This is a genomic window from Nocardiopsis metallicus (genome assembly GCF_014201115.1).
Lineage (GTDB): Bacteria > Actinomycetota > Actinomycetes > Streptosporangiales > Streptosporangiaceae > Nocardiopsis > Nocardiopsis metallicus.
Genome location: NZ_JACHDO010000001.1, coordinates 6156166 through 6182372, shown reverse-complemented (window position 1 = coordinate 6182372; position 26207 = coordinate 6156166). Strand labels below are relative to the sequence as shown.

At 67.6% G+C, this 26207-nt stretch carries 21 protein-coding genes and 4 tRNA genes; 12 read left to right on the top strand and 13 right to left on the bottom strand.

Translation table 11 applies throughout. From position 1 onward, the window contains the following. Positions 1-1800, bottom strand: coding sequence for a nitrate reductase subunit beta (gene narH / locus HNR07_RS27140; protein ID WP_184367799.1), 1800 nt, complete (start codon positions 1798-1800; stop codon positions 1-3). Beyond that, positions 1800-5483, bottom strand: coding sequence for a nitrate reductase subunit alpha (locus HNR07_RS27135; protein ID WP_184367796.1), 3684 nt, complete (start codon positions 5481-5483; stop codon positions 1800-1802). The genes narH and HNR07_RS27135 overlap by 1 nt, the downstream gene beginning before the upstream one ends. A gap of 162 nt (positions 5484-5645) precedes the next feature. Here HNR07_RS27135 and HNR07_RS27130 point away from each other — a divergent pair, with 162 nt between their 5' ends. Continuing rightward, the gene (locus HNR07_RS27130; protein WP_184367793.1) at positions 5646-6839 is read left to right on the top strand and encodes an MFS transporter; all 1194 of its coding nucleotides are present in this window, start codon (positions 5646-5648) and stop codon (positions 6837-6839) included. Between the two features lie 120 nt (positions 6840-6959). Here HNR07_RS27130 and HNR07_RS27125 read toward each other — a convergent pair whose 3' ends face one another. Continuing rightward, entirely contained in the window at positions 6960-7691 is a 732-nt protein-coding gene (locus HNR07_RS27125; protein ID WP_184367790.1) for an rRNA methyltransferase, read from the bottom strand. A 68-nt stretch (positions 7692-7759) separates the two neighbouring features. Beyond that, positions 7760-7834 (bottom strand) — tRNA-Asp (locus tag HNR07_RS27120). Between the two features lie 99 nt (positions 7835-7933). On the opposite strand from HNR07_RS27120, the gene HNR07_RS27115 reads away from it, so the two are divergent. The 3 genes from HNR07_RS27115 (at position 7934) to HNR07_RS27105 (ending at position 9861) form a co-directional block, all read left to right on the top strand. Then, complete coding sequence (locus HNR07_RS27115) at positions 7934-8341, top strand: RNA-binding S4 domain-containing protein (protein ID WP_184367787.1); 408 nt, start codon at positions 7934-7936, stop codon at positions 8339-8341. Positions 8342-8384: 43 nt separating this feature from the next. Then, the gene (locus HNR07_RS27110) at positions 8385-9062 is read left to right on the top strand and encodes a phosphotransferase (RefSeq protein ID WP_184367784.1); all 678 of its coding nucleotides are present in this window, start codon (positions 8385-8387) and stop codon (positions 9060-9062) included. A 73-nt stretch (positions 9063-9135) separates the two neighbouring features. Then, positions 9136-9861 (top strand): TRADD-N-associated membrane domain-containing protein, encoded by a 726-nt coding sequence (locus tag HNR07_RS27105; RefSeq protein WP_184367781.1) that lies wholly within the window; start codon positions 9136-9138, stop codon positions 9859-9861. Positions 9862-9892: 31 nt separating this feature from the next. On the opposite strand, the gene HNR07_RS27100 is transcribed toward HNR07_RS27105, so the two are convergent. Continuing rightward, positions 9893-10678, bottom strand: coding sequence for an alpha/beta fold hydrolase (locus HNR07_RS27100; RefSeq protein ID WP_184367778.1), 786 nt, complete (start codon positions 10676-10678; stop codon positions 9893-9895). A gap of 62 nt (positions 10679-10740) precedes the next feature. Beyond that, positions 10741-11133 carry a hypothetical protein gene (locus HNR07_RS27095; RefSeq protein ID WP_184367774.1) on the bottom strand — a complete coding sequence of 131 codons (393 nt, stop codon included), beginning with the start codon at positions 11131-11133 and terminating at the stop codon, positions 10741-10743. Positions 11134-11500: 367 nt separating this feature from the next. Here HNR07_RS27095 and HNR07_RS27090 point away from each other — a divergent pair, with 367 nt between their 5' ends. Together HNR07_RS27090 and HNR07_RS27085 are read left to right on the top strand one after the other, a co-directional pair. Continuing rightward, positions 11501-12433 (top strand): PP2C family protein-serine/threonine phosphatase, encoded by a 933-nt coding sequence (locus tag HNR07_RS27090; protein ID WP_184367771.1) that lies wholly within the window; start codon positions 11501-11503, stop codon positions 12431-12433. A 262-nt stretch (positions 12434-12695) separates the two neighbouring features. Next, positions 12696-13076, top strand: coding sequence for a hypothetical protein (locus tag HNR07_RS27085; RefSeq protein ID WP_184367768.1), 381 nt, complete (start codon positions 12696-12698; stop codon positions 13074-13076). Between the two features lie 171 nt (positions 13077-13247). On the opposite strand, the gene HNR07_RS27080 is transcribed toward HNR07_RS27085, so the two are convergent. The 4 genes from HNR07_RS27080 to HNR07_RS27065 all read right to left on the bottom strand — a co-directional run bounded on the left by HNR07_RS27080 (position 13248) and on the right by HNR07_RS27065 (position 15252). Beyond that, positions 13248-13321 (bottom strand) — tRNA-Phe (locus HNR07_RS27080). A 28-nt stretch (positions 13322-13349) separates the two neighbouring features. Next, positions 13350-13424 (bottom strand) — tRNA-Asp (locus HNR07_RS27075). 91 nt (positions 13425-13515) lie between these two features. Continuing rightward, positions 13516-13588: transfer RNA gene (locus HNR07_RS27070), tRNA-Glu, on the bottom strand. A 119-nt stretch (positions 13589-13707) separates the two neighbouring features. Beyond that, complete coding sequence (locus HNR07_RS27065; protein ID WP_184372737.1) at positions 13708-15252, bottom strand: metallophosphoesterase family protein; 1545 nt, start codon at positions 15250-15252, stop codon at positions 13708-13710. Between the two features lie 96 nt (positions 15253-15348). Here HNR07_RS27065 and HNR07_RS27060 point away from each other — a divergent pair, with 96 nt between their 5' ends. Then, positions 15349-15699, top strand: a complete 351-nt coding sequence (locus tag HNR07_RS27060; protein WP_184367765.1) for a metallopeptidase family protein — start codon at positions 15349-15351, stop codon at positions 15697-15699. A gap of 415 nt (positions 15700-16114) precedes the next feature. Then, entirely contained in the window at positions 16115-17431 is a 1317-nt protein-coding gene (locus HNR07_RS27055) for an MFS transporter (RefSeq protein ID WP_184367763.1), read from the top strand. Positions 17432-17556: 125 nt separating this feature from the next. On the opposite strand, the gene HNR07_RS27050 is transcribed toward HNR07_RS27055, so the two are convergent. Both HNR07_RS27050 and HNR07_RS27045 read right to left on the bottom strand, forming a co-directional pair. Next, positions 17557-17817 (bottom strand): PspC domain-containing protein, encoded by a 261-nt coding sequence (locus HNR07_RS27050; protein ID WP_184367761.1) that lies wholly within the window; start codon positions 17815-17817, stop codon positions 17557-17559. 158 nt (positions 17818-17975) lie between these two features. Beyond that, a complete protein-coding gene (locus tag HNR07_RS27045; protein ID WP_184367758.1) occupies positions 17976-18581 on the bottom strand; it encodes a TetR/AcrR family transcriptional regulator in 606 nt (201 codons plus the stop codon). A 636-nt stretch (positions 18582-19217) separates the two neighbouring features. Between HNR07_RS27045 and HNR07_RS27040 the strand changes: the two genes are divergently transcribed. The 3 genes from HNR07_RS27040 to HNR07_RS27030 all read left to right on the top strand — a co-directional run bounded on the left by HNR07_RS27040 (position 19218) and on the right by HNR07_RS27030 (position 23717). Continuing rightward, positions 19218-20027: a transposase family protein gene (locus HNR07_RS27040; RefSeq protein ID WP_184371353.1), complete on the top strand. Its 810-nt coding sequence runs from the start codon at positions 19218-19220 to the stop codon at positions 20025-20027. A gap of 636 nt (positions 20028-20663) precedes the next feature. Beyond that, positions 20664-22133: a group II intron reverse transcriptase/maturase gene (gene ltrA, locus HNR07_RS27035; protein WP_221318691.1), complete on the top strand. Its 1470-nt coding sequence runs from the start codon at positions 20664-20666 to the stop codon at positions 22131-22133. Between the two features lie 288 nt (positions 22134-22421). After that, entirely contained in the window at positions 22422-23717 is a 1296-nt protein-coding gene (locus HNR07_RS27030) for an ISAs1 family transposase (protein ID WP_221318720.1), read from the top strand. Between the two features lie 134 nt (positions 23718-23851). Here HNR07_RS27030 and HNR07_RS27025 read toward each other — a convergent pair whose 3' ends face one another. After that, positions 23852-24091 carry a hypothetical protein gene (locus HNR07_RS27025; protein WP_184367755.1) on the bottom strand — a complete coding sequence of 80 codons (240 nt, stop codon included), beginning with the start codon at positions 24089-24091 and terminating at the stop codon, positions 23852-23854. Positions 24092-24605: 514 nt separating this feature from the next. Between HNR07_RS27025 and HNR07_RS27020 the strand changes: the two genes are divergently transcribed. After that, the gene (locus HNR07_RS27020; protein ID WP_312893992.1) at positions 24606-26207 is read left to right on the top strand and encodes a class I SAM-dependent DNA methyltransferase; all 1602 of its coding nucleotides are present in this window, start codon (positions 24606-24608) and stop codon (positions 26205-26207) included.

Here is a 26207-nt window from a genome sequence, read left to right as displayed (position 1 = left end):
CTAGCGCGGCCCGGGGTCGGCGCCCCGGTCTCCGCCGTTGTCGGTACCGCCACCCCGTCGGGGTGGGAAGAGCCCTCGGGGACGTCCGTTGCCGTCCCAGTTCAGAAGGTTGACGCGGCCCCTGGCAGCTGTCCTTCCGTGGGCCGCGCCGTCGTTGGCCGCGCCGTCACTGCTCTGGCGGTCGCGGAGTGCGTGGAAGGTCTCCACGGAGGCCGCGTCCGGGCGCCCGGACGCCTCACCGAAGGGGACGTCGCCCATCCCGCCCATCCCGGGGCCGCCGTCGAAGTCGAGACTGCACCCGACCTCCTCGATGACCCCCTTGTCGGCCTCGTCCACCCCGAAGGCGGTGGGCACGACGTAGCGTTCGTCGTACTTGGCCAGAGCCAGTAACCGGTACATGTCCTCGACCTCGATACCGGTCATTCCGACCGCCTCGGCGATGGACTCGTCCCGCTCCTGACCGAGGTTGACCCGGCGCATGTAGGAACGCATGGCGGCCAGCCGCCGCAGCACCAGGTCCACCGGTGCGGTGTCCCCGGCTGTGAACAGCTCGGCCAGGTACTCGATCGGGATGCGCAGGGCGTCGATGGCGCCGAAGAGGTTGCCCGCCTCCTCACCGTCGTGGCCGGTCCGGGTGAGCGTGTCCACCACCGGCGACAGCGGCGGGACGTACCAGACCATCGGCATCGTGCGGTACTCCGGGTGCAGCGGCAGGGCCACCCGGAAGCGCTTGGCCAGGGCGTAGACGGGTGAGTGCTCGGCCGAGTCCACCCAGCGGTCAGGGATGCCGTCGCGGCGGGCGGCGGCCCGCACGGACGGGTCCGAGGGGTCGAGGAAGACCTCCAGCTGGGCCTCGTAGAGGTCCTGCTCGTCCTCGACCGACGCCGCCTCACCGACCCGGTCGGCGTCGTAGAGGACGACCCCCAGGTAGCGCAGGCGCCCCACGCAGGTCTCGGAACAGATGGTGGGCATGCCCACCTCCACACGCGGGTAGCAGAAGGTGCACTTCTCCGCCTTGCCCGTCTTGTGGTTGAAGTAGACCTTCTTGTACGGGCAGCCCGTGACGCACATGCGCCAGCCCCGGCAGCGGTCCTGGTCCACCAGCACGATGCCGTCCTCGACCCGCTTGTAGATCGCCCCGCTCGGGCAGGCGGCCGCACAGGCCGGGTTGAGGCAGTGCTCGCAGATGCGCGGCAGGTAGAACATGAAGGTGTCCTCGTAGGAGAGCTTCACCTTGTCGCCGAGCCTGCGCACGATCGGGTCCCGCGCGGTGAGCTCGGGGCCGCCGCCCAGGTCGTCGTCCCAGTTGGCGCTCCACTCCACCCGCATCGGCTTGCCCGTGAGCGCCGAACGCGGTGTGGCCACGGGGAAGTCGTCGCCCAGGGGCGCGTTGGTCAGGGTGTCGTAGTCGTAGGTCCAGGGCTCGTAGTAGTCCTGGATGGAGGGCATCACCGGGTTGGCGAAGATCGTCGCCAGCCGTCTGATCCGGCCGCCCGCGCGCGGCACCAGCTTCCCGTTCGGTCGGCGGACCCAGCCGCCCCTCCACTTCTCCTGGTCCTGGTAGGTGCGCGGGTACCCCTGGCCGGGCCGGGTCTCGACGTTGTTGAACCACGCGTACTCGACCCCGCCGCGGTTGGTCCACGCCTGCTTGCAGGTGACCGAGCAGGTGTGGCAGCCGATGCACTTGTCGAGGTTCATCACCATGGCGACCTGCGCCATGACCCGGCCGATCGGCCGGCCCCCCGAGCCCGTGCCCTCCTTTGGGCGCGTCCCCTTCCCGGTCTGGTTCGGCTCCGTCATCAGTACCGGACCTCCGTCGTCCGCTTGCGCACGACCGTGACCTCGTCGCGCTGGTTGCCGGTCGGGCCGAGGTAGTTGAAGGCGTACGTGAACTGCGCGTAGCCGCCGATGAGGTGCGTCGGCTTGACCATCAGGCGGGTGAGGGAGTTGTGGATACCGCCCCGGCGGCCGGTGGTCTCGGTCCTGGGCACGTCGACGGTGCGCTCCTGGGCGTGGTGCATGTACACCGTCCCGGTCGGCATCCGGTGCGAGACCACCAGGCGGGCCGCCACGACGCCGTTGCGGTTGACCGCCTCCACCCAGTCGTTGTCGGCGGCCCCGATCGCCTCGGCGTCGGCCACGCTCATCCAGATCGTGGGGCCGCCCCGGGACAGGCTCTGCATGAGCAGGTTGTCCTGGTACTCGGAGTGGATGGACCACTTGGAGTGCGGGGTCAGGTAGCGCACGACCACCTCGCGCTGCCCGGTCGGGCCGATCCGCGGTTCACCGAACAGGCGGCTCATGTCCAGCGGAGGCCGGTACACCGGCAGGGCCTCACCGAACTCGTGCATCCAGTCGTGGTCCACGTAGAAGTGCTGGCGGCCGGTGAGCGTGTGCCAGGGCTTGTCGTGCTCGGTGTTGATGGTGAAGGGCGAGTAGCGGCGGTCTGCGGCCTCCTTGCCGGACCACTCCGGGCTGGTGCCCACCGGGGTCGGCCCGCGCTTGGCGTCGTCGAAGACCACCCGGCGATCGGCCGAGTGGTTGATGAGCTCGTCCATGTCGGTGCCGGTGCGCGCGGCCAGGCGCTCGAAACCCTGCGCGGCCAGGCGTCCGTTGCTGGTGCCCGACAGCGCGAGGATCATCTCGCAGGCCTTGACGTCGGTGTCCAGGGACGGGCGGCCGTCCGCGACCCCGCCGCGCACGGTGCCGTTGCGCTGGCGCAACCACGCGATCTCCTCGTCAGGGGTGAAGGACACGCCCTTGACCGGGAGCCCCCTGTCCTCGGCGAGCGGGCCGAGCGCCGCGAGTTTCTGGGCCACCGCCGAGTAGTTGCGGCGCACAGCGACGATGCCCGGCATGGTCCTGCCCGGGACCGGGCGCTCGCCCTCCGCCTTCCAGTCCGGCGGCACCCCGTGCGGCTGGGCGAGCTCCCCGGCCGTGTCGTGCTGGTGCGGTACCGCGACCAGGTCGGTGACCTCGCCGAGGTGGTCGGCGGCCAGTTCGCTGAACACCTTCGCCAGGGCGTGGAAGGCGTCGAAGTCGGTGCGGGTCTCCCACGGCGGGTCGATGGCCGGGTTGAAGGCGTGCACGAACGGGTGCATGTCCGTGGTGGACAGGTCGTGCTTCTCGTACCAGGTGGCGGCGGGCAGTACGAGGTCGGACAGCAGGGTGGAGCTGGTCATCCGGAAGTCCATGGTGAGCAGCAGGTCGAGCTTGCCCTCCGGGACCTCCTCCCGCCAGGTCACGTCCTCGGGCCGGTCCTCCGGGCCCGCGGGCTCCGACTGGAGGTTGGAGTGGGTGCCCAGCAGGTGCTTGAGGAAGTACTCGTTGCCCTTGGCGGAGGAGCCGAACAGGTTGGAGCGCCACAGGGTGAGGGTCCGGGGCCAGTTGGCCGGGTCGTCCGGGTCCTCGGCGGCGAAGCGGAGCGTGCCCTCGTACAGCTGGTCGGCGACGTACTCGGCGGGGTCCCGGCCGAGTTCGGCGGCCTCCCTGCCGAGCTGGACCGGGTTGCGGTTGAAGGTCGGGAAGGACGGCATCCAGCCCATCCGGGCCGAGGCCGCCACCAGGTCGGCGGTGTGCCGGCCCCTCACCCTCCCCGGGCCGAGCGGTGACATCAGGGCGTCGGCCCGGTAGGTGTCGTAGCGCCACTGGTCGGTGTGCGTGTACCAGTAGGCGGTCCCGGCCATGAAGCGCGGCGGGCGCGCCCAGTCCATCCCCGAGGCGTAGGCGGCCCAGCCGGTGGCCGTGCGGCACTTCTCCTGGCCCACGTAGTGCGCCCAGCCGCCGCCGTTGACGCCCTGGCAGCCGGTGAGCAGCAGCAGGGCCAGGAAGGAGCGGTAGGCGTTCTCGCCGTGGAACCACTGGTTGGTCCCCGCGCCCAGGACGATCATCGCCCGGCCCCCGCTGGCCTCGGCGGTGTCGGCGAACTCCCGGGCGACGCGCACCGCGCGGTCGGCCGGGACGGAGGTCAGGGTCTCCTGCCAGGCCGGGGTGTAGGCGGCGTCCGGGTCGTCGTATCCGGCGGGCCACACCCCGGGCAGGCCGGGGCGGGACACCCCGTACTGGGCCAGGACGAGGTCGAACACGGTGGTGACCAGGCGCCCGCCGACCCTGCGGACCGGGACCCCGCGGGTGTCGACCTCGGCCGCGCCGCTGGGGGTGTCGAAGCGGGGCAGCGCGACCTCCGCGGCCTCCGCGCCCTCGGCGTAGAAGGTGAGTTCGGGGACGCGGCCCTCCAGGTCGAGGTTCCACCGGCCCTCGCCCTCCTCCCCCCAGCGGTGGCCGATGGTGCCGTTCGGGGCGAGGGGGGCGTCCTCCCCCTCCGGCCAGAACACGGGTTTCCAGTCGGGGTTCGCGTCGTCGGTGTTGTCCGGCAGGTCCGAGGCCATGAGGAACTTGCCGGGCACCAGGCGGCCGCCCCGCTTCTCCAGGGCCACCAGGAAGGGGAGGTCGGTGTAGGACCGCACGTACTCGGCGAAGCGGGGGGTGAGGCTGTCGACGAAGCGTTCCCTGAGGATCACGTGTCCCATGGCCATCGCCAGGGCCCCGTCCGTGCCCGGGTGCGGGGCCAGCCACTCGTCGGCGAACTTGGCGGCGTCGTTGTAGTCCGGGGCGACGACCACGACCTTCTGCCCCCGGTACCGGGCCTCCGCCATCCAGTGGGCGTCCGGGGTACGGGTCACCGGGACGTTGGAGCCCCACAGCACCAGGTAGGCGGCGTCCCACCAGTCACCGGACTCGGGGACGTCGGTCTGGTCGCCGAACACCTGCGGGGAGGCCACCGGCAGGTCCGCGTACCAGTCGTAGAACGACAGCATCGAGCCGCCGAGCAGGTTCACGAACCGGGCGCCCACGCCGTGGGAGACCATCGACATCGCGGGGATCGGCGAGAACCCGGCGATCCGGTCGGGCCCGTACTTCCTGATCGTCAGCACGTGCGCGGCGGCCGCGATCTCCAGGGCCTCCTCCCAGGTGGTGCGGACCAGCCCGCCCTTGCCCCGCGCCCGCTGGTAGCGGCGGCGCTTGGCGGGGTCGGTGGTGATCTCCTCCCACGCCAGGACCGGATCGCCCAACCGTTCGCGCGCCTCCCGGTACATCTGGACCAGGACACCGCGCGCGTACGGATAGCGGACACGGGTCGGCGAATAGGTGTACCAGGAGAAGGCGGCGCCGCGCGGGCAACCGCGCGGTTCGTACTCGGGACGGTCCGGACCCACCGAAGGATAATCGGTGGCCTGAGTTTCCCAGGTAATGATTCCGTCTTTGACATAAACATCCCAGGAACAGGATCCGGTGCAGTTCACGCCGTGCGTGGAACGGACCACCCGGTCATGGCTCCAGCGGTCCCGGTAGAACACGTCCCCTTCGCGTCCACCATGTCTGACCTGTGCACGCTCCCCGTCGAGGGGCACCGAACGGGTCAGGTAATTCCCCAAACGGAGGAGGCTTTCGCCCGCTCCCTCATTTTTACTCCGTGCCGCCATCAGGAAAACACTCCGTTTGCCCGCCCCTTGCCCGCGACGCCGGAAAGCACGTCCGGACCCGGCCACATTCCGTTAATAAATATGCCTGCTCCGGCACGGATGTCACGTTTCCCACACCGCATCAGGTGACAATCGCGGCAGACCGACAGAGAAGGAGCCGAAATGCGTGCGGAAGTTGGCGAGCAGACCGCCCGCTCGGGGACCGCGGGCGGCAACCTCGCCCTCGCGACGGCGGCGTTCGCGCTGACCTTCTGGGCCTGGAACCTGATCGGCCCGTTGTCGCGGAGCTACAGCGAGGACCTGGGCCTGACCCCGACCCAGACATCGATCCTGGTGGCGTTCCCCGTGCTGGTGGGTTCCCTCGGCCGGATCCCGGTGGGCGCCCTCACCGACCGCTACGGCGGCCGGGTGATGTTCACGGTCATCTGCTTCCTCAGCATCGTCCCGACCCTCCTGGTCGGGGTCTTCGCGTCCTCGTACGAAATGCTGCTGCTCTGGGGCTTCTTCCTCGGGATCGCGGGCACCTCGTTCGCGATCGGCATCCCCTTCGTCAACGCCTGGTACCAGGCCGACCGGCGCGGGTTCGCCACGGGCGTCTTCGGTGCGGGCATGGGCGGCACCGCGCTCTCGGCCTTCCTGACCCCGCGCCTGGTCGAGGCCATGGGCGTGTTCGCCACCCACCTGCTGATGTGCGTGGCGCTGGCCGCCATGGGCGCCCTCATGTGGTTCTTCGCCCGCGACTCGCCCACCTGGAAGCCGCAGACCGAAGCGGCCCTGCCGCGCATGCGCGAGGCGCTCAAGCTCAGGGCGACCTGGCAGGCGTCCGCGCTGTACGCGCTGGTCTTCGGTGGTTTCGTGGCCTTCTCCACCTACCTGCCGACCCTGTTGACCACCGCCTACGCCTTCGCGCAGACCGACGCCGGCATGCGCACCGCCGGGTTCGCGGTCGCGGCGGTGGTCGCCCGGCCGATCGGCGGCATCCTGTCGGACCGGATCGGGCCGGTGAAGGTCTGCCTGATCTCGTTCTTCGGCACGTGCGCCTTCGCCTTCGTCCTGGCGCTGCACCCGCCCGCGGAGTTCCCGGCGGGACTGTCCTTCGTGCTGATCGCGCTCTCCCTGGGCCTGGGCACCGGAGCGGTGTTCGCCCTGGTCGCCAAGCTCGTGGACCCGTCCCGCGTGGGTACGGTCACCGGCCTGGTGGGCGCCGCGGGGGGTCTGGGCGGCTACTTCCCGCCGCTGCTGATGGGCGTGGTCTACCAGGCCACGGGCGCCTACGCCCTGGGCTTCGTGCTCCTGGCCGTGGTCGCGCTGATCGTGGCCCTGTACACCGCCCGCGCCTTCCGCGACGTCAGCTAGCGGTGAGAGAGGGAAGTGCCGGAAAAGTTGTCCACACCCTGTGGACGGAGCGCGGCCTCAGGATTCAGGCAGGCGGGGACGGGCAGGCGGGGACGGGCAGGCGGGGAGGCGGGGAGGCGGTCACAGCGCCGCGGCGAGCTCCCGGGCGCGGACGAGGGCGGCCGAACGGTTGCCGACCTTCACCCGCTCCAGCGCCCGGACCCCCTCCGGCAACGGGATCCGGCGGGTCCGCGCCGTCACGACGACCACCGCGTGCGAGGGCAGGACGCGGCCCATGGCGGCGAGCAGCCCCCGGATCGGGTCGCCCTCCGGGACCCCGCCCTCCCAGTGGGTCATCTCGCCGTAGGGGACGTCGGTGATCACGAGGTCGGCGTCGACCGGTTCGGTCAGTCCGAAGACGTCGGCCACGGCGGACTCGTGCGGGAGGTCGCCGCCCGTGGCCGCCAGCCCCGCGGCCAGGTCGCGGGCGGACTCGGCCCGTTCCACGAACGCCACCCTGCCGAAGTCCAGCGCCGAGCGGCGCAGCTCCCGCTCCCGCTCGGCCAGCCCTTCGGCCGTCAGCAGCTCCAGGTTGCGCGCGGCGATGCCCACGGCGTCCGCGTCCACGTCCGTGGCGCGCACGTGAGTGAGCCGGTCGCGGTGGAGCAGGCCCAGGACGGCCGCCAGGTACCCGCTGCCGCAGCAGGGGTCCCACAGGCGCACCTGCCCGCCCTCCGCGTGCACCATCGCCCGCTGGAGGAGCTCGCTGGCCAGTCTCACGGGGAACCCCGGGTATCCGGGCGCGGACCGCAACACCTGTCCGCTGGCCAACGCCGAGTGGTCCGTGCGCTCGGTGGCGTAGCGGTAGCTCACAACCGTCCCTCTCGTTTCCCCGACAACGCCGAAGGCCCGGTGTCTGGGACACCGGGCCTTCGATGATGCGGTCCTGACGGGATTTGAACCCGCGGCCTCCACCTTGACAGGGTGGCGAGCACTCCTAACTGCTCCACAGGACCTCGTTGCGTTCACAACTCTAGCGCGACTTTGGAGTACTTCGTACCCCCGCCGAAATAGAGTGGCTCACAACGCACCCGAAACCACGAGAGGACCCCTGCGTGAGCGACTCGTCCGCCCCCCTCCCCTCCGGCCCGGACTCCACGCGGGTCGACCGTTGGCTGTGGGCGGTACGCCTCACCAAGACCCGCTCCGACGCCGCCCAGGCCTGCCGCGGCGGGCACGTGCGGGTCAACGACCGCCCGGCCAAACCGGCCATGGCGGTCAGGGTCGGCGACCAGGTCAGGGTCCGCCTGCACGGCACCACTCGTATCATCGATGTGACCCACATCATCGTGAAAAGGGTCGGCGCACCGATCGCCGCCCGCTGCTACACGGACCGCACCCCGGCACAGCCGCCGCAGGCCACCGGACCGGTGATCCGCCGGGACCGCGGCGCGGGCCGCCCCACCAAACGGGACCGCCGCCAGCTCGACAAACTCCGCACGGAGTTCCCGCCCCCGGCCTGATCCCGCGCGCGGCACACCCCCGCAACAAGCGTCAGGAGCCGCTATGGCCACGCCCGTCCCGCCCGTCCCGCTGGCCTCCGGACGCGACGCCGAGGTGTTCGCCCTGGACGACCACCGGGTGCTGCGCCGCTACCGGAATTTCTGCGACACCGCCTCCGAGGCCGCCGCCATGGCCCACGCGGCCCGGCACGGCTACCCCGTCCCCGAGGTGCACCGGGCGCAGGGCCGCGAACTGGAGATGGAGCGCCTGTACGGGCCCACGATGCTCGACGCCTCCCTGGACGGGCTGATCAGCCCCGAGGAGTCCAGCCGGATCCTCGCGGAGCTCCACGAACGCCTGCACGCACTCCCCGGCAGGAAGGGCTCGGGTCAGGACCGGCTCCTGCACATGGACCTGCACCCCGGCAACGTGGTTCTCGCCCCGAGGGGCCCGGTGGTGATCGACTGGACCAACGCACGCGACGGCGCCCCGGACCTGGACCTGGCCCTGACAGCGCTGCTGCTGGCCCTGACCGGGGACAGCACGGACCCACCCCTGGCCGGACTGGCCGAGGCCTGTCTGGCCCCCTACGTGGGCCACGTCAAGGGCGACCCGACCCGCCTCATCGACGAGGTGGTCACCCTGCGCTCGGACGACCCCAACCTCACCCCCGAGGAGATCGCCCTGCGCCCCCGGGCCGCCGACCTCGTGCGGAAGGCGTGGGCCGCACAGGTTCACTGAAGGCCCTGTCATCCCGGAGTTCCCTGAGCGAGGATGGGGTTCCCCGTCGGACTTCCCGCGGAAGCCAGGTGCCATGGACAGCGAGAACCACCCCGAGAAGCAGCAGCCGTCGGAGAACCTCCCCGAGGAGAAGCCCCGCGAACTGCCGCGGAGGGAGAAGCCCGGGGAGTCCGGTTCGGGTATCGGCCGGGAGAGGGACGGGATGCAGTATGTCACTGGAGCCAGCATCGCTGGTGGAATCCATGTAGGCTCCGTCAACATCCATGCCCCGGCGCCCTCCGTTCCTGGGCCCCCAACCGCTCCCGCCTCTTCTCCCCGGCGCGAACGCGCCCAGAGATTCCTGGTGAGTGTCAACGAACAGGCACTGCGTCATGCGGACAACTCGTTCCGAATGAGCATGTGGGTCATGGGGACGGGCGCTTTCGTCATCGCGCTCGGTGTGCTCCTGAGCCTGCTGCTCACCCTGTTCATCACCACCGAGACCGGCGCGGCGGCCACTGCCATGGCCTCCGGTGTCACCGGCGGCACCGTGCTCTCCCTAGGTACGGCCCTCGCCCTGCACGCGCACAGGTCCCGCAAGCACCTGGCGGAACAGGCGCAGAAGGTGCACGAGGAACTCAGACTGGAGGACGCGGTCGACCGGGTGCTGGACATCACCGGATCGCTGAGCGACCCGGTCCAAGGCGACAACCTCAGGATGATGGCGGCGCTGCGCATCCTCGGGCTGGAGCCCACCCAGGAATCGGTCAGGGCCCTGATGGTGGCCCAGCAGCAGAAGTCCGCCAAGGACAAGCCCTGAACTCCTCTACCGGACCTGGGGGGAGTCCGACCTAGAACGGGTTGCGGGTGAGGAAGTCCAGGACCGCCTCGGTGGCCTTGGGGACGGCCTCGTGCAGGTAACCGTGGCGGACGCCGGGCAGGACCAGCAGTTCGGCGCCGGGGATGCGCTCGGCGAGCAGCTCTGCGTTGCCCACCGGGGTGAGCTCGTCGTCCTCGCCGTGCACGATCAGAGTCGGCGCCTGAATCCGGGGCAGCAGGTCCCAGCCGTCGTGCTTGAGGCTGGCCTCGTAGTGGCGGCGCTGGGCGCGCAGCGGGTTTCGGGGCAGGATGCGGGTGACCGTCTCCGGGTGCTCCCGGGCCCACTCTGGGGTGTAGAAGAGGGGGCCGATCAGCTCGCGCCCCTCATCGCTGCTGGCTCGGCGCAGGGCCAGGGAGGCGTGTTCGGGGCGCTCGACCTCGTTCTTCCCGCCGGGTGCGGTGGCGCCGAGCACCAGGGCGCCCACCCGCTCCGGGGCGATGGAGACGAGGGTCTGCGCGACCTTCCCGCCCATGGAGAACCCGTAGACGTGCGCGCGCTCGACCCCGAGGGCGTCCAGGACCGCGAGGACGTCCCGGGCCAGCAGCTCCATGCTGTAGGCGCGGTCGAGGGGCGCGTCACTGCCGCCGGTGCCGCGCAGGTCCACGCGCACCGCCCGGAAACGTTCGGCGAGGTCCTCGTGCACCCCGTCCCACATCTCGTGGTCGAGGGACTGTCCGTGGATGAGCAGCAGGGTCTCCCCCGCGCCATGGACGTCGTACCAAAGGCGGGTTCCGTCAGCGGCGATCGCGTGGTTCACGTCAACGGACACTACCCGACAAACCCGGCACACCTCGGGCTCAGGGACGAAGGAGGGCGCTCCTACTTGAAGCGCTCATCGAGGATCGACTCGCGGGCGGCCCACCCGATCGCCGCGCACGCCACGACCATGACGAACACCCCGGAGCCTGCGGATTCCGCCTCGTCGGAGAGCATGGGGAACCAGGCGAGAAAGTACAGGACCGGGGTCAGGGCGGACAGGACCACGGTCGTCACCAACATGCCCTTGGACGTCCCCTTGAGACAGGTCAGCGAGAAGAAGAACAGGACCAGAAGCGCGACGAAGGCGAGCATGTACAGCCATCGGGGCTCCCCCAAGGCGGCCCCGAACACGTCCCAGCCCGTCGCGTAACCACCCAACGGCCTCGAACGGGCCGCACCTTCCGACGCGGAGAAGCCCAGGCCGCCCCCGTCACGGACCCACGGCAGCGCCATGGAGAGGAAAAGAGCGACCGCACCGGAGGAGAGGGCTGCGACCAGAATTCGCTCCCGGGAGGCCTCAGCTCTATGCCGGTCGACCTTGCTCGCCAGGAGATGGAACCGTTTCCGAAGCTCCGCAACTTCACCGACTACGTCTGAACTTTCCCGTGGCAAGGAAGCGCCTCCTGCTCGTGGTGGATATGGCAACACCGGTGTAGACACCGGTCACAGCGCGATGGTTCGCCCCATGTGCAGGGGCGCTGCCTCTAGTTCGTGATCTCTCGTGACCTCCCCGCGCGAACCAAACCACCGCCCCCGTGCATCTCCCCAGGTCCCATCGTTTGTGGGTGCGGCACCACAGGATCCGGCCGAAGGAGCGCGCGTGAGTCCCCCCGTCATCGCCACCGACACTGACCAGGGCCCTCGGCCGAGCCAGCAGGACGCCTACTCCCACCGGCTCGAACCCGCCTCCGGGGGCTGGCGGGCAGCCGTGGCCGACGGGTTCGGCGACCACCCCGACACCCGCGAGGCCGCCCAGCTCGCCGCGGACACCGCCACCACCGCCTCGGGCGAGGCCGTGGACGCCGTCCTCGCCGCCCATCGGGCGATCACCCTGGTCCACCCCGGGACCGACTGCGTGATGGCGCACGCCCGCCAGGACTCCCCGGACGAGCCCATAGACATCGCCTGGGTCGGCGACTGCCGGGTGTGGACCTGGAGCCCCTCCGAAGGGCTGCGCCAGCACACCCACGACCACACCTTCGGGCAGGAACTGCGCGACCTGTGGGTCGCGGACGATCTGGCGCGGGTCGGCGACCACGCGGTCACCACCTCCGTGGCCACCGCCGTCCTCGACGAGGTCGGAACCGCCACCGCACCCGCGGCCGACCTCACCCTGTTCACCTGCGACGGCATCCACGACTACGTGGACGAACGGTTGCTGGCCGAGCTGGTCACCGACCACGCGCACGACCCCGCGACCCTGGTTCAGGTCCTGGTGGACGCCGCCCGCGAGGCGGAGAGCACCGACAACGCCACCGCCCTGGTGATCAGCCTGACCCCGGAACCGGCCGGCCCCGGCGCCCCTCTGACCCGCCAGGAACGCCTCCTGGAGGGCCTGGAGAGCTTCGGCGGCCCGGGGTTCGGTGAACGGTTCCCCGGCAGCAACGAACACCTGCTGCGCGCTCTTTCCGAGGACCGAGCCGCCGGAATCGCCTGTGACCGCTTCCTCCTGCGCGACGGCACCACCTACTGGTGCACGAAGGACTCCGACCACACCGACCACCACGTGAGCTGGCACGGCGTCACCTGGTGAACCCGGTTCCGCCCTCTCGAGCAGCCGAGGGGCGCCCCAGCGCCTACCCGGCGGCCTGTTCATCTCGGCGATGCCGATCGGCCAGGCCAGCGCCGACCATGCCCTGACCAAGGACGAACTGGACGAGGCCGCCATCGAGGCGGCCGAAGCACTCCTCCAGCCCCGTCGACACCCTCTCGCCAAAGTATCTATGAGATATATTAGGGGGAGCAGTGTCCGGGGCCGAGCAGGCGGCACGGACGCCATCGAGACGGGAACACCAATGACCACCGCGGCACTCGTCCTGGCACTCGCCGTCCTGAGCGTCCTCGGGGTGGTTCAAGCCCTCATCCTCGTTGGCTTCCCCTTGGGCGAGTACGTGTGGGGCGGCCAGGCGCGCGTACCGACCCCGCGCTTACGCTGGTCGGCGGCGATAGCCCTGGTGATCCTCCCAGGCTTCGCCCTACTGCTGGCGAGCCGTGCGGGCCTCCTCCCCGGCGGCGGATCCCCCGCGATCGTCATCGCCACCTGGGTGCTGTTCACCTACTCCGTGCTCATGGTCGGGCTGAACGCCGTCTCCCGCAGCCGCCCCGAACGCCTGACCGCGACCCCGGCCTCCGCCCTGCTCGCCCTCAGCACGTTCGTCATCGCGCTTGGGTCCTGATGCATGGTCCCGGGCCCTGGCACCGCCACTGAGCCACCCGCAACTCCAGCGCGTATTCAGCGCAGCCGCCCACCGAAAACCCGCACCGGCACCCGGTCCGCACCCCGGACACGAAAAAGCCCCGCTCCTGGAAACCCAGGTTGCGGGGCGTTTCACGCGATTCGTTCTGTGTGGCTAGGGGCGGGGTCGAACCGCCGACCTTCCGCTTTTCAGGCGGACGCTCGTACCAACTGAGCTACCTAGCCGCGGCGCCGATTACCTCGACGACGCTTGCGGTCCTGACGGGATTTGAACCCGCGGCCTCCACCTTGACAGGGTGGCGAGCACTCCTAACTGCTCCACAGGACCTTGTTCAGTTGTCACACTCGGCTGCGCTGGCCTCGTGCTTCGCTGCGGTTCTTATTCTGCCAGATGCCCGACAGTGCTCTGAACCGCTTCGTACCCCCAACGGGATTCGAACCCGCGCTACCGCCTTGAAAGGGCGGCGTCCTGGGCCGCTAGACGATGGGGGCCCGTGTAGACAGCCTAAGCATAGGGGAGATTCCCACCAACACCAAAGTGATTGCCCGAGACCGGCCGAGACCTGCACGACCTGCGCCTGCACAGGGGCTCCATGTCGGGCGGAGAACGGCTAGGGCGTGTCCTCCGCCGGGCTCGGCTCCTCGTCCTCCTCGTCCTCCTCGTCCTCGACCGGTTCGCCGACGTTACGCCCCGGGTCCTCCTCGATATGCCGTTCGACCTGCGCGGACGTGAGACCGATGCCACCGAGGTCGATGTCGTCGCGGGCCTGGAGACGGCCGGTTTCGGCATCGAAGTAGAGCACGGACGCCTGATACGGGGTCGGTCGGCCGGAACCGTGATCCAGCCCACTCAGCCCCGCACCGCCGGTGGACCCCTGAATGAGGAACCTGGTGCCCAGGTCGGTGAGCTCGCTGGAACGCCGGTGCTCGTTCCCGGCCAGGACCAGCGGAACCACCCCGTCGAACGGCTCCGCCTGGGTGCGCGTGTGCAGGATCGCCACGTCCACGTCGTCTGAACCGCCCGCGATCGACGCCGCCTGTTCCTTACCCAGCGCGGCCACACCGGCCGCGTCAGGGTTGAGCCGGGTGGCGTCCGGGGTGAATCGGGGGTCGCCCGCGCCGTAGAAGGTGAGACCGCCGACCTCCTCGACGTCCCCGTCCAGGACCACGGTGTTGGGCTGGGCCTCCACCGCGCGCTGGGTACCCATGGAGTCGTGCTGTCCGCGCACCCACACGTAGGGCACGTCCAGCTTGCCAATCTCGTCCGCGAAGACGTCCTCCGCCGCGCTGCCGCGGTCGGTCAGGTCGCCCGAGTCCACGATCACGTCCACCCCGTACTGCTCTTGGAGGGTGCTGATGATGCTCCACGACGCCGGGTTGAGCTGGATATCGGAGACGTGCAGCACCCGGATGACCGACTCGTCATCGTCGTAGACCGGCAGCGACGAGGTGGCCTCGTAGATCATCGACACGTTGCCGACCAGCCCGGCGAGCTGCTCCTGGTACTCGGTGAACCGGCTGACCACGTCGTCGGCGCTGCCCACCACCATCGGGGCGCCCGCGATCAGGCCGGTGTAGCGGGGCTCGGCGATGGCGCTCGGGTTGAACGTGAGACCGGCCACGCCACCGAAGCCCACCAGGACCAGCAGCGAGGTGGCCCCGCTCGCCAGGGCGCGCCAGGCGCTGCGAAAGAGCAACAGGCCCATGATGGCCGCGCCGGCGGTCGCCGCGAGTGCAGACCGCAACAGGAGGGCGGTCACGCCGCTGGTGAGGTCCGCGCCGATGCCCGCGGCCATCCGGTTGATCGCCTCGGGGTCGGCGAACATCTCTTCGGCCGCGGCGAGCCGGATGTCGGTGATGGTCGCCTCGAGCTTCAGCGGCGCCGCGTGGGTGTCGAAGGCCAGCTGACCCAGCGGGGCGACGTTGACGACGGTCTCACCGTGCCACTGGGGGCTCAGGGAGAAGGTGACGTCCGCCGGGCCGATCGGCGTGACCACCTGGCCGCCGAGGGCCAGGCCGAGCCAGCCGCCGACCAGACCCGCGACGAAGACACAGCTCCATCGCCACAGCCGCCCGGCACGCCACCGGCGCAGGGTCGCTCGGAACCGTTCGTAGGCTCCACGAAAGTCACAGGCGCGGTTCTCTCCCCAAGACAACACACCCCCATCATGCCGTTGAGTGGAGCCGTTCCCAATGTTTCCTCCCGTCCAGAGTGTTATGTCTCTTCCTTGCGGCTCCGGGGAGGCAGCACAATGGCAGGCGTGGTTGAACTGACGCGCAGGTACTTCGAGGAACTGGTGGCCGACGCCCTGGACCAGATCCCGCCAGAGCTGGCCCAGCTCATGGACAACGTGGTGATCACGGTCGAGGACGAGTCACAGGAGGGGCTGCTCGGCCTCTACGAGGGGATCCCGCTGACCGAACGCGGCGACTCCTACTTCGGAGTGCTCCCGGACCAGATCTTCATCTACCGACGCAACATCTGCGCGATCTGCGAGACCCCGGAGCAGGTGGTGGACGAGGTGCTCATCACCGTGGTCCACGAGATCGCCCACCACTTCGGCATCGACGACGCCCGACTCACCGAACTCGGCTGGGGCTGACCGGGGACCCGGCGACAGCTTGTGAGCCGACCCCCGATCCCTTCGGAACGCCACCGACCGGTGCTCACTCAGAGCGACACTCGGGCGAATAATCATCCGAAGATCCTATAAATTCGGGCGCTCGGGACACCGTTTTGCATTCGCGGCACCACTGCGGCGGGTAACAACTTTCCGCAGCGCCTGACGCGCCAGGCGACCGAAAAACCTCCCCTTGAACCGTGGCTACCTGGGAAAACAAACCGGACGCCACCAATACGAACCCCTACCGAATCAGACCAGGAGAAATTACTCGGAGCAACGAATCAGACACGAATTCACCCAACCGGCTTGCCACCCAAGCCCACTTCGGGAACCGTTGGTCATTGGGACACGACACAGCGTGATTCCACCCCCTGTGACTGTAAGGGAGTGCCAGGTGGGCAATCCAAGCCTTGACAAAGCCCCTGACGACGGAGACCACGAATCTTCGGAGACGCAGGACGACAAATGGCGGAGCAGTTACCGCGACGTCATGGCTATCGGCGAGTTCCGCTCGATGTGGGCGGCCCACGCCCTGTCGATGATCGGCACCAACCTGCTGAACATCACCGCCAGCGTGTTGGTCTACCAACTGACGCAGTCGGCCTTCGCGGCCGGAGTCACGCTGGCCGTGATGTTCCTGCCGCCGATCCTCGCCGGCCCGCTGTTCTCCGGGCTGGCCGACGTCCTGCCTCGGCGCCAGATGATGATCGTCTGCGACCTGCTCCGGGCCGTGGTCATCGTGCTGGTCGGAATACCCGGGATGCCGATCTGGGCGGTCTGGGTCCTGCTGTTCCTGTCGGTTCTGCCGGGGATCCCCTTCGCCGCGGCCCGGGCGGCCCTGCTCACCCAGATCGTCCAGGGCGAGCGCTACGTGGCCAGCACCGCGATCATCCAGCTGACCGCGCAGGTCGGAATGCTCCTCGGGCTGATCGCGGGTGGTGTGATCGTCACGTTCGTCAGCCCCAACGTCACCCTGATGTCGACGGGCCTGCTCTTCGTCCTGTCCGCGCTGATCGTGCGGCTCGGAGTCAAGTCGCGGCCCGCTCCGGCACGCGAGGGGGAGGGCGAGAAGCGGCCCGGCCTCCTGGTGATGACCAGGGACGGTGCGAAGCTGGTCTTCAGCGACCCCAAGCTGCGCACCCTCGCACTGCTCGCCTGGCTCGCGGGTCTGTACTCGGTCCCCTACGGTTTGGCCAACCCCATGGCCGATGAGGCGGGCGCCGGTCCGGCCGCGGCCGGTTTCATCATGGCCGGACAGTCGATCGGCGCGCTCTTCGGCGGTTTCGTCCTCACCCGGCTGGTCCCCCCGCCCACCCGGATCCGGATGCTGGGGCCGCTCGCGATCCTCACCTGCATACCCCTGCTGCTCTGGGTCTTCCAGATGCCGCTGTGGATGATGATCGCGGCCCTGACCCTATGCGGGGCGGCCGGTTCGTACCAGTTCGTGGCCAACGCGGCCTTTGTCCTATGTGTGCCCAAGGAGGGCCGAGGACTGGCCTTCGGCCTGGTCGCCTCGGGGCTCCAGGCCGCGCAGGGCCTCGGCATCCTGCTGTCCAGCCTCTTCGTCGAGATCGCCGGCACCGGCACGGTGATCGCCGGTGCGGGGGCGCTCGCCCTGCTCTGCGCGATCGGTCTGGCCATCCCCTGGTCCCGGATGTCCGGGGAGGTCGCCGCGCGAATGGAGGCGACCGAGTCGGAGACTGCCTCCTAGAGGCCGCCCCTAACGCTCGGGGCGGTGCTCCGCGGGTTGTTCGCGGGCCTCCTCGGCCTCCCGGTCCTCCCGCGGAGCGCACAGCTCACGCCGCCGCCAGTCCGGGTGTGCGCGCAGGCTCCACATCAGTGCTCACTCGGCTTTCCCTGGAAGTTACGGATGATCTGCTCCAGCAGCGAACGCTGCTCGCTCTCGGCGGGCATCAGCAGCCAGGCCAGGATGTAGATCGGAATACCGGCCATGCCCAGCAGGACGAGGATGACGAAGATGATCCGGACGATGGTGGAGTCGATGCCCGTGTAGGCGGCGATACCGCCGCAGACACCGGTCAGGAAACGGTCGGATTCACTGCGCTGGAGCCGCTTGCCCCCGAAGTTCTCGTTCATGCTTCTACCTTGCCCGTCCACGACGACGATTCCCATCGGGGAGAGCCCTGGGTGGTCCCTGACTTCCGTCCCCGACCCCTGAAGGTCGGGCACGGACCCCGCACGAGTCCGACGCCCCTGGCACCCGAGGCGTTCCTGAGGCGTGGACCACAGCGCGATCAGTCCTCCGCGGCGAAGACCTCACCCAGCATCCGGAACGACTCGCCGAGATAGGAACGCAGCTCGTCGATCCCGCCCCCGGGACGGTCCGGGGCCATCTTCATGGAGTGCCGCATGGCCGACATCGCGGCCGCGGCCGCCAGATGTGAGCGAGGATCGTCCTCGGGAGCCCCGGCCCGCTCGGCGATCGCCACCGCGACGCCCCGCTCCACGTCGTAGAAGCGCCGCAGCAGCCCGGAGAGCAGATGGGGTTCCTGCTCCGTGAGCCGCTTGCGCAAAGCCATATCCGCGCGCTGCGCCTCAAGGTCGTCCGAGGCCAGGAGAGTCGCCATCAACAGGGCACTGAGGTCCTCGGTGAAGGCCCCCGTGGGCCCGCCCGCCACGAACGCCGCCCGCGCGTCCTCGTCGAGGGAGACGGCGACGCTGTCCAGGAGCGCGTCCTCCTTGGTCGCGAAGTAGTTGAAGAAGGTCCGCGGCGAGACGTCGGCCTCGGCCGAGACCGCCTCCACCGTCACGTTCTCCAGCCCCCGCTCCAACGTGAGCCGCACTGCCGCTTCCCGCAGAGCGCGCCGCGTGGCCAGCTTCTTGCGTTCCCTCAGCCCCATAGGTCCTCCCCTTACACGACCCAGAGTTGCATTTCGTGCAATATTTCTCAATGTGTATTTTTTTCATGCCGCAACACGAGGAGATCGCCCCGCTGGCGCCCGGTGATCATCCCACTCCCCGCAGTCCACCGAAGAAGAGCACACCAGCCACTCCGAAAGCACCCCGAAACCCCTACGGGACAGGCAGCCCGGCACCCACCCAAGGTTGCTCTGCGTCGGCCCTACCACTGCGGTAGAGTTGTCTCGGCGCCGAGCCACTCGTCGCCGTGGGGCCTTAGCTCAACTGGCAGAGCAGCGGACTTTTAATAAGCGTGATCACACCGCTTACCCGCAAAAAACCCGCAGTTCAGAGCGGGTGCATTGCACAAATCGGGCGCCCATTCCACCTTGGGTTCGCTCCATGTGCGCTCCCCTGCCTCGCTCGTGTCTCGAGGCCGCTGAGCACCTCCCGAAGGCGTGCTCCGCGCATCGGCCGCCCCACTGAGGTTTTCTCAGCGAAATGATCTCTGCGGAGCAGGGTGATTTTCGGATCCCCGCCGGGCCGGACGAGTGGCACCTGGATGCGAGCAGACGTAAAGCCCCTGGTAGGACAGGTCTCACCACAAGATCATGTCCGTAACCACCAGAGGCTTCACGTTGGTCACCTATTCTGCCACCCTCGACGTCCCACGCCACATCGTCGAGTTCCTCGCCCGACACCTGGCCGCCCACCGCCGAAGCATCGCCACTCCGAAGGGCTCACGGGCACTCGGGCCGTTCCGCCAAGCGGTGCTGGTGCTGCGCTGGTTCCGTGAGCGCGGCTGTGTGCACTGCCTGGCCCGTGACGCCGGAATCTCCCAGGCCACCAGCTACCGCTACCTACACGAAGGCATCGACGTCCTCGCCGGCCAGGCCCCCGACCTGCACGAAGTCTTGGCCAATTGCCACAACGAAGGGATAGCGCGCGTAGTCTTGGACGGCACGCTGATCGCCTCCGACCGCCTCGCGGGCGTCCGCGAGAACGGCAACGACCTGTGGTTCAGCCAAAAACACAAGGCCTTCGGCGGCAACATCCAGTTCCTATCCGCACCGGACGGCACCCCGCTGTGGGTCTCCGCAGTCGAGCCCGGATCCACCCCCGACATCACCGCCGCCCGCCTCCACGCCCTGCCCGCCCTGTACAAGGCAGCGGCCGAGGGCCTGCCCACCCTGGCTGACAAGGGCTACCAAGGCGCCGGTATCGGCGTGCACACCCCCATCAAGCGCCCTACGGGCCAGGGCGAAGGGGCTCTGCACGTGGACACACGGATGTATAACGCGCTGTTGCGGCACGTGCGTGCGCTCGGTGAGCGCACCGCCGCCGAACTCAAGGAGCGCTGGCGGACGCTGAAGTACGTCACGCTTAGCCCGAGCCGGATCGGAGACATCGCCCGTGCGGCTCTTGTCCTCAACAGGCAGTGGAAATGATCTTCGCTGAGAAAACCTCACGTGCGCCACGAGGCGCTGTTCAAACACATATCCGAGTGGAGGTGAAAGCAACTCCGCCGCCTTCTCGTCGTAGCGAGAAGGTGAAGCAAGGGGCAGTCTGAAGCGGAGATCGCCGCCAAGGACGGGAAGCAGCCCTGACAATGCCTGGATGGCCCAGTACTACCGGATGGGTCATGCCGCGGTTAGCGAGATGGGACGGTATACGAAAGGAACCGGTGCCATAAAACCCCCTAATTTTTCGCCAGCTCTAACCCGGTGGATCCGGGCTGGAAAGCAGTGCGCATCCACCAACGGAGAGGACCATAGTTCTCTCTCGTGGTGGAAAACTCCCGAGCCGGTATGTGAGATCTGGCAGGGAGGCCCTGGTGAAGGTCTACGGCGTAACCAGGGCGATACTGCGGGGGTAAAGCCGGGTACCTCGCCCGTCGATCGGAGAACAGCGAACGTGGGAACCACCGGTCCTCACTCCCTTCCCTTCTCGATGCCATCGAGAAAGGAAAGGATAGGTGCGATGCTCACCGAAGAAGGCCAGTGGGGCGGAGACGCCGTAGTAGTCCGAGACCGGGAAAGCCGGTCACATGGCGAAGGGCGGCAGCGATTCCAAGGAGAACACAGGTGAATGCAAGATCCGAAGACGCACCGGTGAACACCGGAGCTTCGATCGTATGGCCGGATTCCGATACCGCCTACTTTCGGGTACGGAAGATGCAGACCAAACTCCATCAATGGGCGAAGGAGGATTCTTCACGCAGGTTCGATGACGTATTCAACCTGGTCTATGATCCGGCGTTCCTGGTCGATGCGTTCGAACGCACCGCCCGGAACAAAGGTGCCAGGACAGCAGGAGTCGACGGGGTCACCGTGCACATGGTCCGATCCCGTATCGGAAGGGATGCGTTCCTCCAACAGGTGCGCGACCTGCTCAAAAGCGGGGAATTCCGACCCAGTGAAGTACGTCGGGTGGCGATCCCCAAAGCGGGCGGGAAGCTGCGCAAGCTGGGGATCCCCACCGTGATCGACAGAGTGGTTCAGGCATCACTGAAAGCGGTGCTGGAACCGGTCTTCGAGGCGGACTTCCTTCCCTGCTCCTATGGTTTTCGGCCCAACCGGCGCGCTCAGGACGCGATCGCCGAGATCCACAGCCTCGCCTCACCGGTGAAGAACCACCACTGGGTTCTGGAAGCCGACATCAAAGCGTGCTTCGACGAGATCGATCACACCTCTTTGATGGATAGGGTGAGAGGACGGGTCAAGGACAAGCGGACCAACGCGCTGGTGAAATCGTTCTTGAAATCCGGCGTGATGACACAGTCCGGGAATCGAGAGGAGACCATCACCGGGACGCCGCAAGGCGGAATCCTGTCACCGTTGCTGGCCAACATCGCGTTGTCAGCACTGGACGAATACATCGCAGCGCAATGGGAAACCAGTGCATACCGTAGACGTGTTCGTCGCCAGAAGGGAATCGGTAACTGGAAACTGGTTCGTTACGCTGATGACTTCGTCATCATGGTGCAAGGGAGCCGTGACCGGGCCGAGGTCTTGAAAGAAGAGGTGAGCCAGGTACTGACCCCGTTAGGGCTGCGCTTGGCCGAGGAGAAAACCGGGGTTGTCCATATCGACCAGGGGTTCGATTTCCTCGGGTTTCATATTCGCCGCAGGGTGAAGAGAGGGACCCGACGTCGGTACGTCTACACCATCCCGTCTAAGAAATCCGTTCAGGCGATCAAGGACGGGGTGCGGCGGGCAACGAACAGACCCACCCGGAACACGGCCACCGAACGCAAGATCGCGGAGGTGGACACGATGGTTCGGGGGTGGGCGAACTACTTCCGTCATGGTGTGTCCAAGAAGATGTTCTCCACTGTGGATTCCTTTTCCTGGTGGAGGTTGTCTTCTTGGATCCGCCGCAAGCACTCCAATATTGGTCTGCGTGAGTTGAGGCGGCGGTTCACCGATCGTGGGTGGCGGCTCGCCTATCAGGGATCTGTTTTCCGTGGCGCATCCAACGTCACGGTGTCCCGGTATCGGTTCAGGGGGTATTCGATTCCCACCCCGTGGACCACACGACCTGCAACCTGTTGAGGAACCGTGGAGAGCCCGTTGCGTTGAAAGGCGCACGGCGGGTTCGGAGGGCGGGCCGTGGAAACCTGTCGTGAGTGATCACGGTAAGGCGCCACGGTCCGACCCTACTAACAGCCCCGGGTATCCCCCAGGGCCCCGGAGTTCTCGCGGTTTGTCGGGGAAGTAACGAACGCCGGATCTACACCGCCTGTGAGGACATAACCGGGTTCTGACATGCAAAAACGGGCACGGGCCTGAAGGATCATGGAGTTGTCGAGACACCACTATCCGCAAGGCTCCGCACCCGCTGTGTCATCATCTCGCTCCCAAGGCGTTCTCACAACCGATCCCGCCGAACCGCTCACCCCGGACCTGATGGACCACCTGGCCACCATCGACGACCCCCGCCACCCACGCGGCCGCCGCTACCCCCTGACCGCCTTGCTCGCCCTGAGCGTGTGCGCTCTGACCACCACCGGCCACAACACCACCACAGCCATCACCGAATGGGCTCACAACGCACCCCCACCCATCCTCCTGCGCCTGGGGCTTCCCGTCTGCCCTTTCACAGGGCGGATTCACATCCCCGACGAGCGCACCCTGCGCGAGGTGCTCGCCCGCCTGGACCCCGCCCAACTCGCCCGGGCCGGCCTGGCCACCCTGGACACCCGCACCGGCCCACCACCCACACCCCACAGTGCGGCCCGCACCCCCGGCGGGGCACCCGAACGCGAACACCGCCGGTCCCACCGCACCCGCCAATGCCAGATGCCACCCCCACGGCTACGCCACACCGCCTACGCCGTGGACGGCAAGACCCAGCGCGGCGCCCGACCGCGCAAGGGCCGCGCTTCGATCTCGATGTCCTTGCACGCCGCCCGCCACCACGACGCCGCCGTGGCCGCCTGCACCCAGCTGGGCAACAAGAAGGGTGAGACCAGCGCCTTCACCGCCCTGCTCGACCAACTCCACGACACCGAGCTCCTGGGCGCGATCATCACCGCCGATGCCCTGCACACCGTGGCCGACCACGCCACCTACCTCCTTGAGCGCGGCGCCCACTACCTGATCTATGTCAAGGGCAACCGGCCCAGGCTGCACTCCCAGCTGTCCACTCTGCCCTGGTCACAGATACCGGTGGCCCACAGTCAGGGCCCCACCCACGCCCACGGACGCGAAGAACACCGGTCGGTGAAGGTCACCGCCGTGACGGGCCTGGCCTTTCCCGGGGCCCGACAGGTGGTGCGCATCGAGCGCCACCGCCGCGAGCACGGCAAGGCCCAGGGCAGCCGCGAGGTGGTCTTCGCCGTCACCGACCTGGACGCCCACCAGGTCTCGCCCGCGGAACTGGCGGCCCACGCTCGCGGTCATTGGACGGTGGAGAACCGGGTGCACTACGTGCGGGACGTGACCTTCAACGAAGACGCCCGGCGCACCCGCACCGGGGCGGCCCCGGTCGTGTTGGGTTGCTTGACCGACATCGTCCGCCAGGCGCTGAGCGCCGCGGGGTGGAAGAACACACAGTCCGGGCGCAGAGCCCACACAGGCAAGGACAAAGTCCTCGACCTACACGGCATCAGACGAACTCGGCCTGTATGGATCTAAACCGCGAGAACTCCGGGGCCCTGGGGTATCCCCAGGGTTGTTTCAAAGCCGGTTAGGGTCGGTATCAGTGCTATTCACGCGAGTCCGAGAAGGTCAAGCGAGCGAAAGCCTCGTAGGCCACCCAGCACCCCGCCTCAGCGGATGCTCGTGTGCCCCAGCTCCGTCAGCAGTGGGATCACCAGATTGCGCAGCATCGCCATGTTCTGCGGACCGTGCCCGGTCCGCACCCGCGAGGCGTCCTCACCAAAGTTCACGCCCCGCACATGCTGCAGCGCCCCAATCCGCCAATGGCCCCGCACCAGATAAGCCAACCGGGCGGCATCGGCCCGCTCGGCAGGCAAGCTCGTGATGACGTAGGCGTAAGTACGCCGCACCCTGCCTGTGACCGATGTCTTGACCCACCGATGTACCCGCAGCACCTGCTCCGCGGGCGGAAAGACGACCCGAACACAGTGAGCACCTTGACCGTGTGTCTCTCGACCCGCCCGTGTTTGTGGTCGATCTCGGTGAACAGAGCGGGCACACGTCCCCAGGGGATCGCTTTGAACTGGGAGAACAAGGATGGAAGTTCCTGACCTTCTACCAGGGCCCCGTTGTTGTGCTCGAGGAGCTTTCCTTGCTCTGACGCTCTCCCGTGACCAGGAGTGATGCTGCCCGTCACCGGCTTTGCAACACCCCTGCTTCTCGACCAGCAGGCATCGGTACACCGAATCGGCCGTAAGGTTCGAGCTGGAGCGGGGGCAAGATCGGGTCGTCAGTGTTGTCCGTCGGACATGAGCCCGAGATCTCATAGACGTCGGAGGGCGCCCTGCCGTCGAGTTCGTGCCCACCTCGACCTGTCGGTGGTGTAGGACAGGATGAAACTACTCGATTTGTGAAGGAGCGAGGGTGCCACCGAAGAAGAAGCAGGCCCAGAGTCTCGAAGAGACTTTGTGGGATGCAGCTACTGCGCTGCGATCGTCGATGGATGCTGCCGATTACAAGCACGTCGTGCTCGGCTTGATTTTCTTGAAGTATGTCTCCGACACCTTCATGGTTCGGCACGACGAGCTCACCCGGCTCGTCGACGACGAGTCATCCGAGTACTTCATGCCGACCGAAGCCGCGAAGCGCTCGGTGCTTGAGGACCGTGACGAGTACACAGCCGAGGGCGTCTTCTGGGTACCGGAAGGTCACCGCTGGACAGACCTGCGCAAGGCTGGCAAGCAGCCTGACATCGGCGCGCACATCGACAAGGCCATGGAAGCCATCGAGCGCGAGAATCCCAAGCTAAAGGGAGTCCTGCCGAAGAACTTCTCCCGCCAGGAGCTTACACCGGAAATGCTCGGTGGTCTCATCGACGTATTCTCACGATCTTACCTGGCCGCCGAAGAGCACAAGGACCTTGATGTACTGGGCCGCGTCTACGAATATTTCCTGGGCAAGTTCGCTGGTGGCGAAGGTAAGCGCGGCGGCCAATACTACACTCCTCGCTCGGTCGTGCAGCTACTAGTTGAGATGCTCCAGCCGTACCACGGTCGAGTCTTCGACCCAGCCTGCGGCTCTGGCGGTATGTTCGTTCAGGCCGACAAGTTCGTGCGGGCTCATGGAGGCACCCACGCGGACATTTCTGTCTACGGTCAGGAATCGGTGCCGACGACATGGCGACTGGCCAAGATGAACCTCGCTCTGCGCGGTATCGAGGCGAACCTGGGCAGCGAGTGGGGCGACTCGTTCCACGCCGACAAGCATCCCGACCTTCGCGCCGACTTCGTGATTGCCAACCCGCCGTTCAACGTAGACGACTGGCAGGGGGAGAAGCTCCGACAAGACCCACGCTGGAAGTACGGTGTGCCGCCAACTAGCAACGCCAACTATGCGTGGATCCAACACATGCTCCACCACCTCGCCCCGACGGGGACGATGGCTACCGTCCTCGCGAACGGATCGCTCACAAGCACGAAGAACGGTGAAGGGGAAATCCGTCGGGGCCTTGTTGAAGGTGATGTCATCGAGTGTGTGGTCGCACTGCCACCTCAGTTGTTCTACAACGTTCCCATCCCCGTCTGTGTCTGGATCCTGACCAAGAACAAGAAAGGCACTCCCAACGGGTCCAGGGCCCGTAACCGAACGGGCGAGACTCTTTTCATCGATGCGCGCCATGTCGGTTTCATGGAGACGCGAACGGTTCGTTCCTTTACTGATGACGACATCAACAAGATCGCAGACGCCTACCATGCTTGGCGCGGCAGCGAGACAAGCGGCGACAAGCCCTACGAGGATGTTGCTGGCTTCTGCAGGTCAGTCACCACTGATGAGATCGCCAAGCATGACCATTCGTTGTCGCCGAACTGGTATGTCGGCACTGTGGCGGCAACAGACGATGGGGAACCGCTCAACGAGAAGATCGAGCGGCTCTCGCTGGAGATTCGTGACGGTTTCAAGAAACGCGAGGGTCTCCAGGCGACGGTGATCGCAGCCCTCAAGTCGTTGGAGAGCGCTGATGAATAG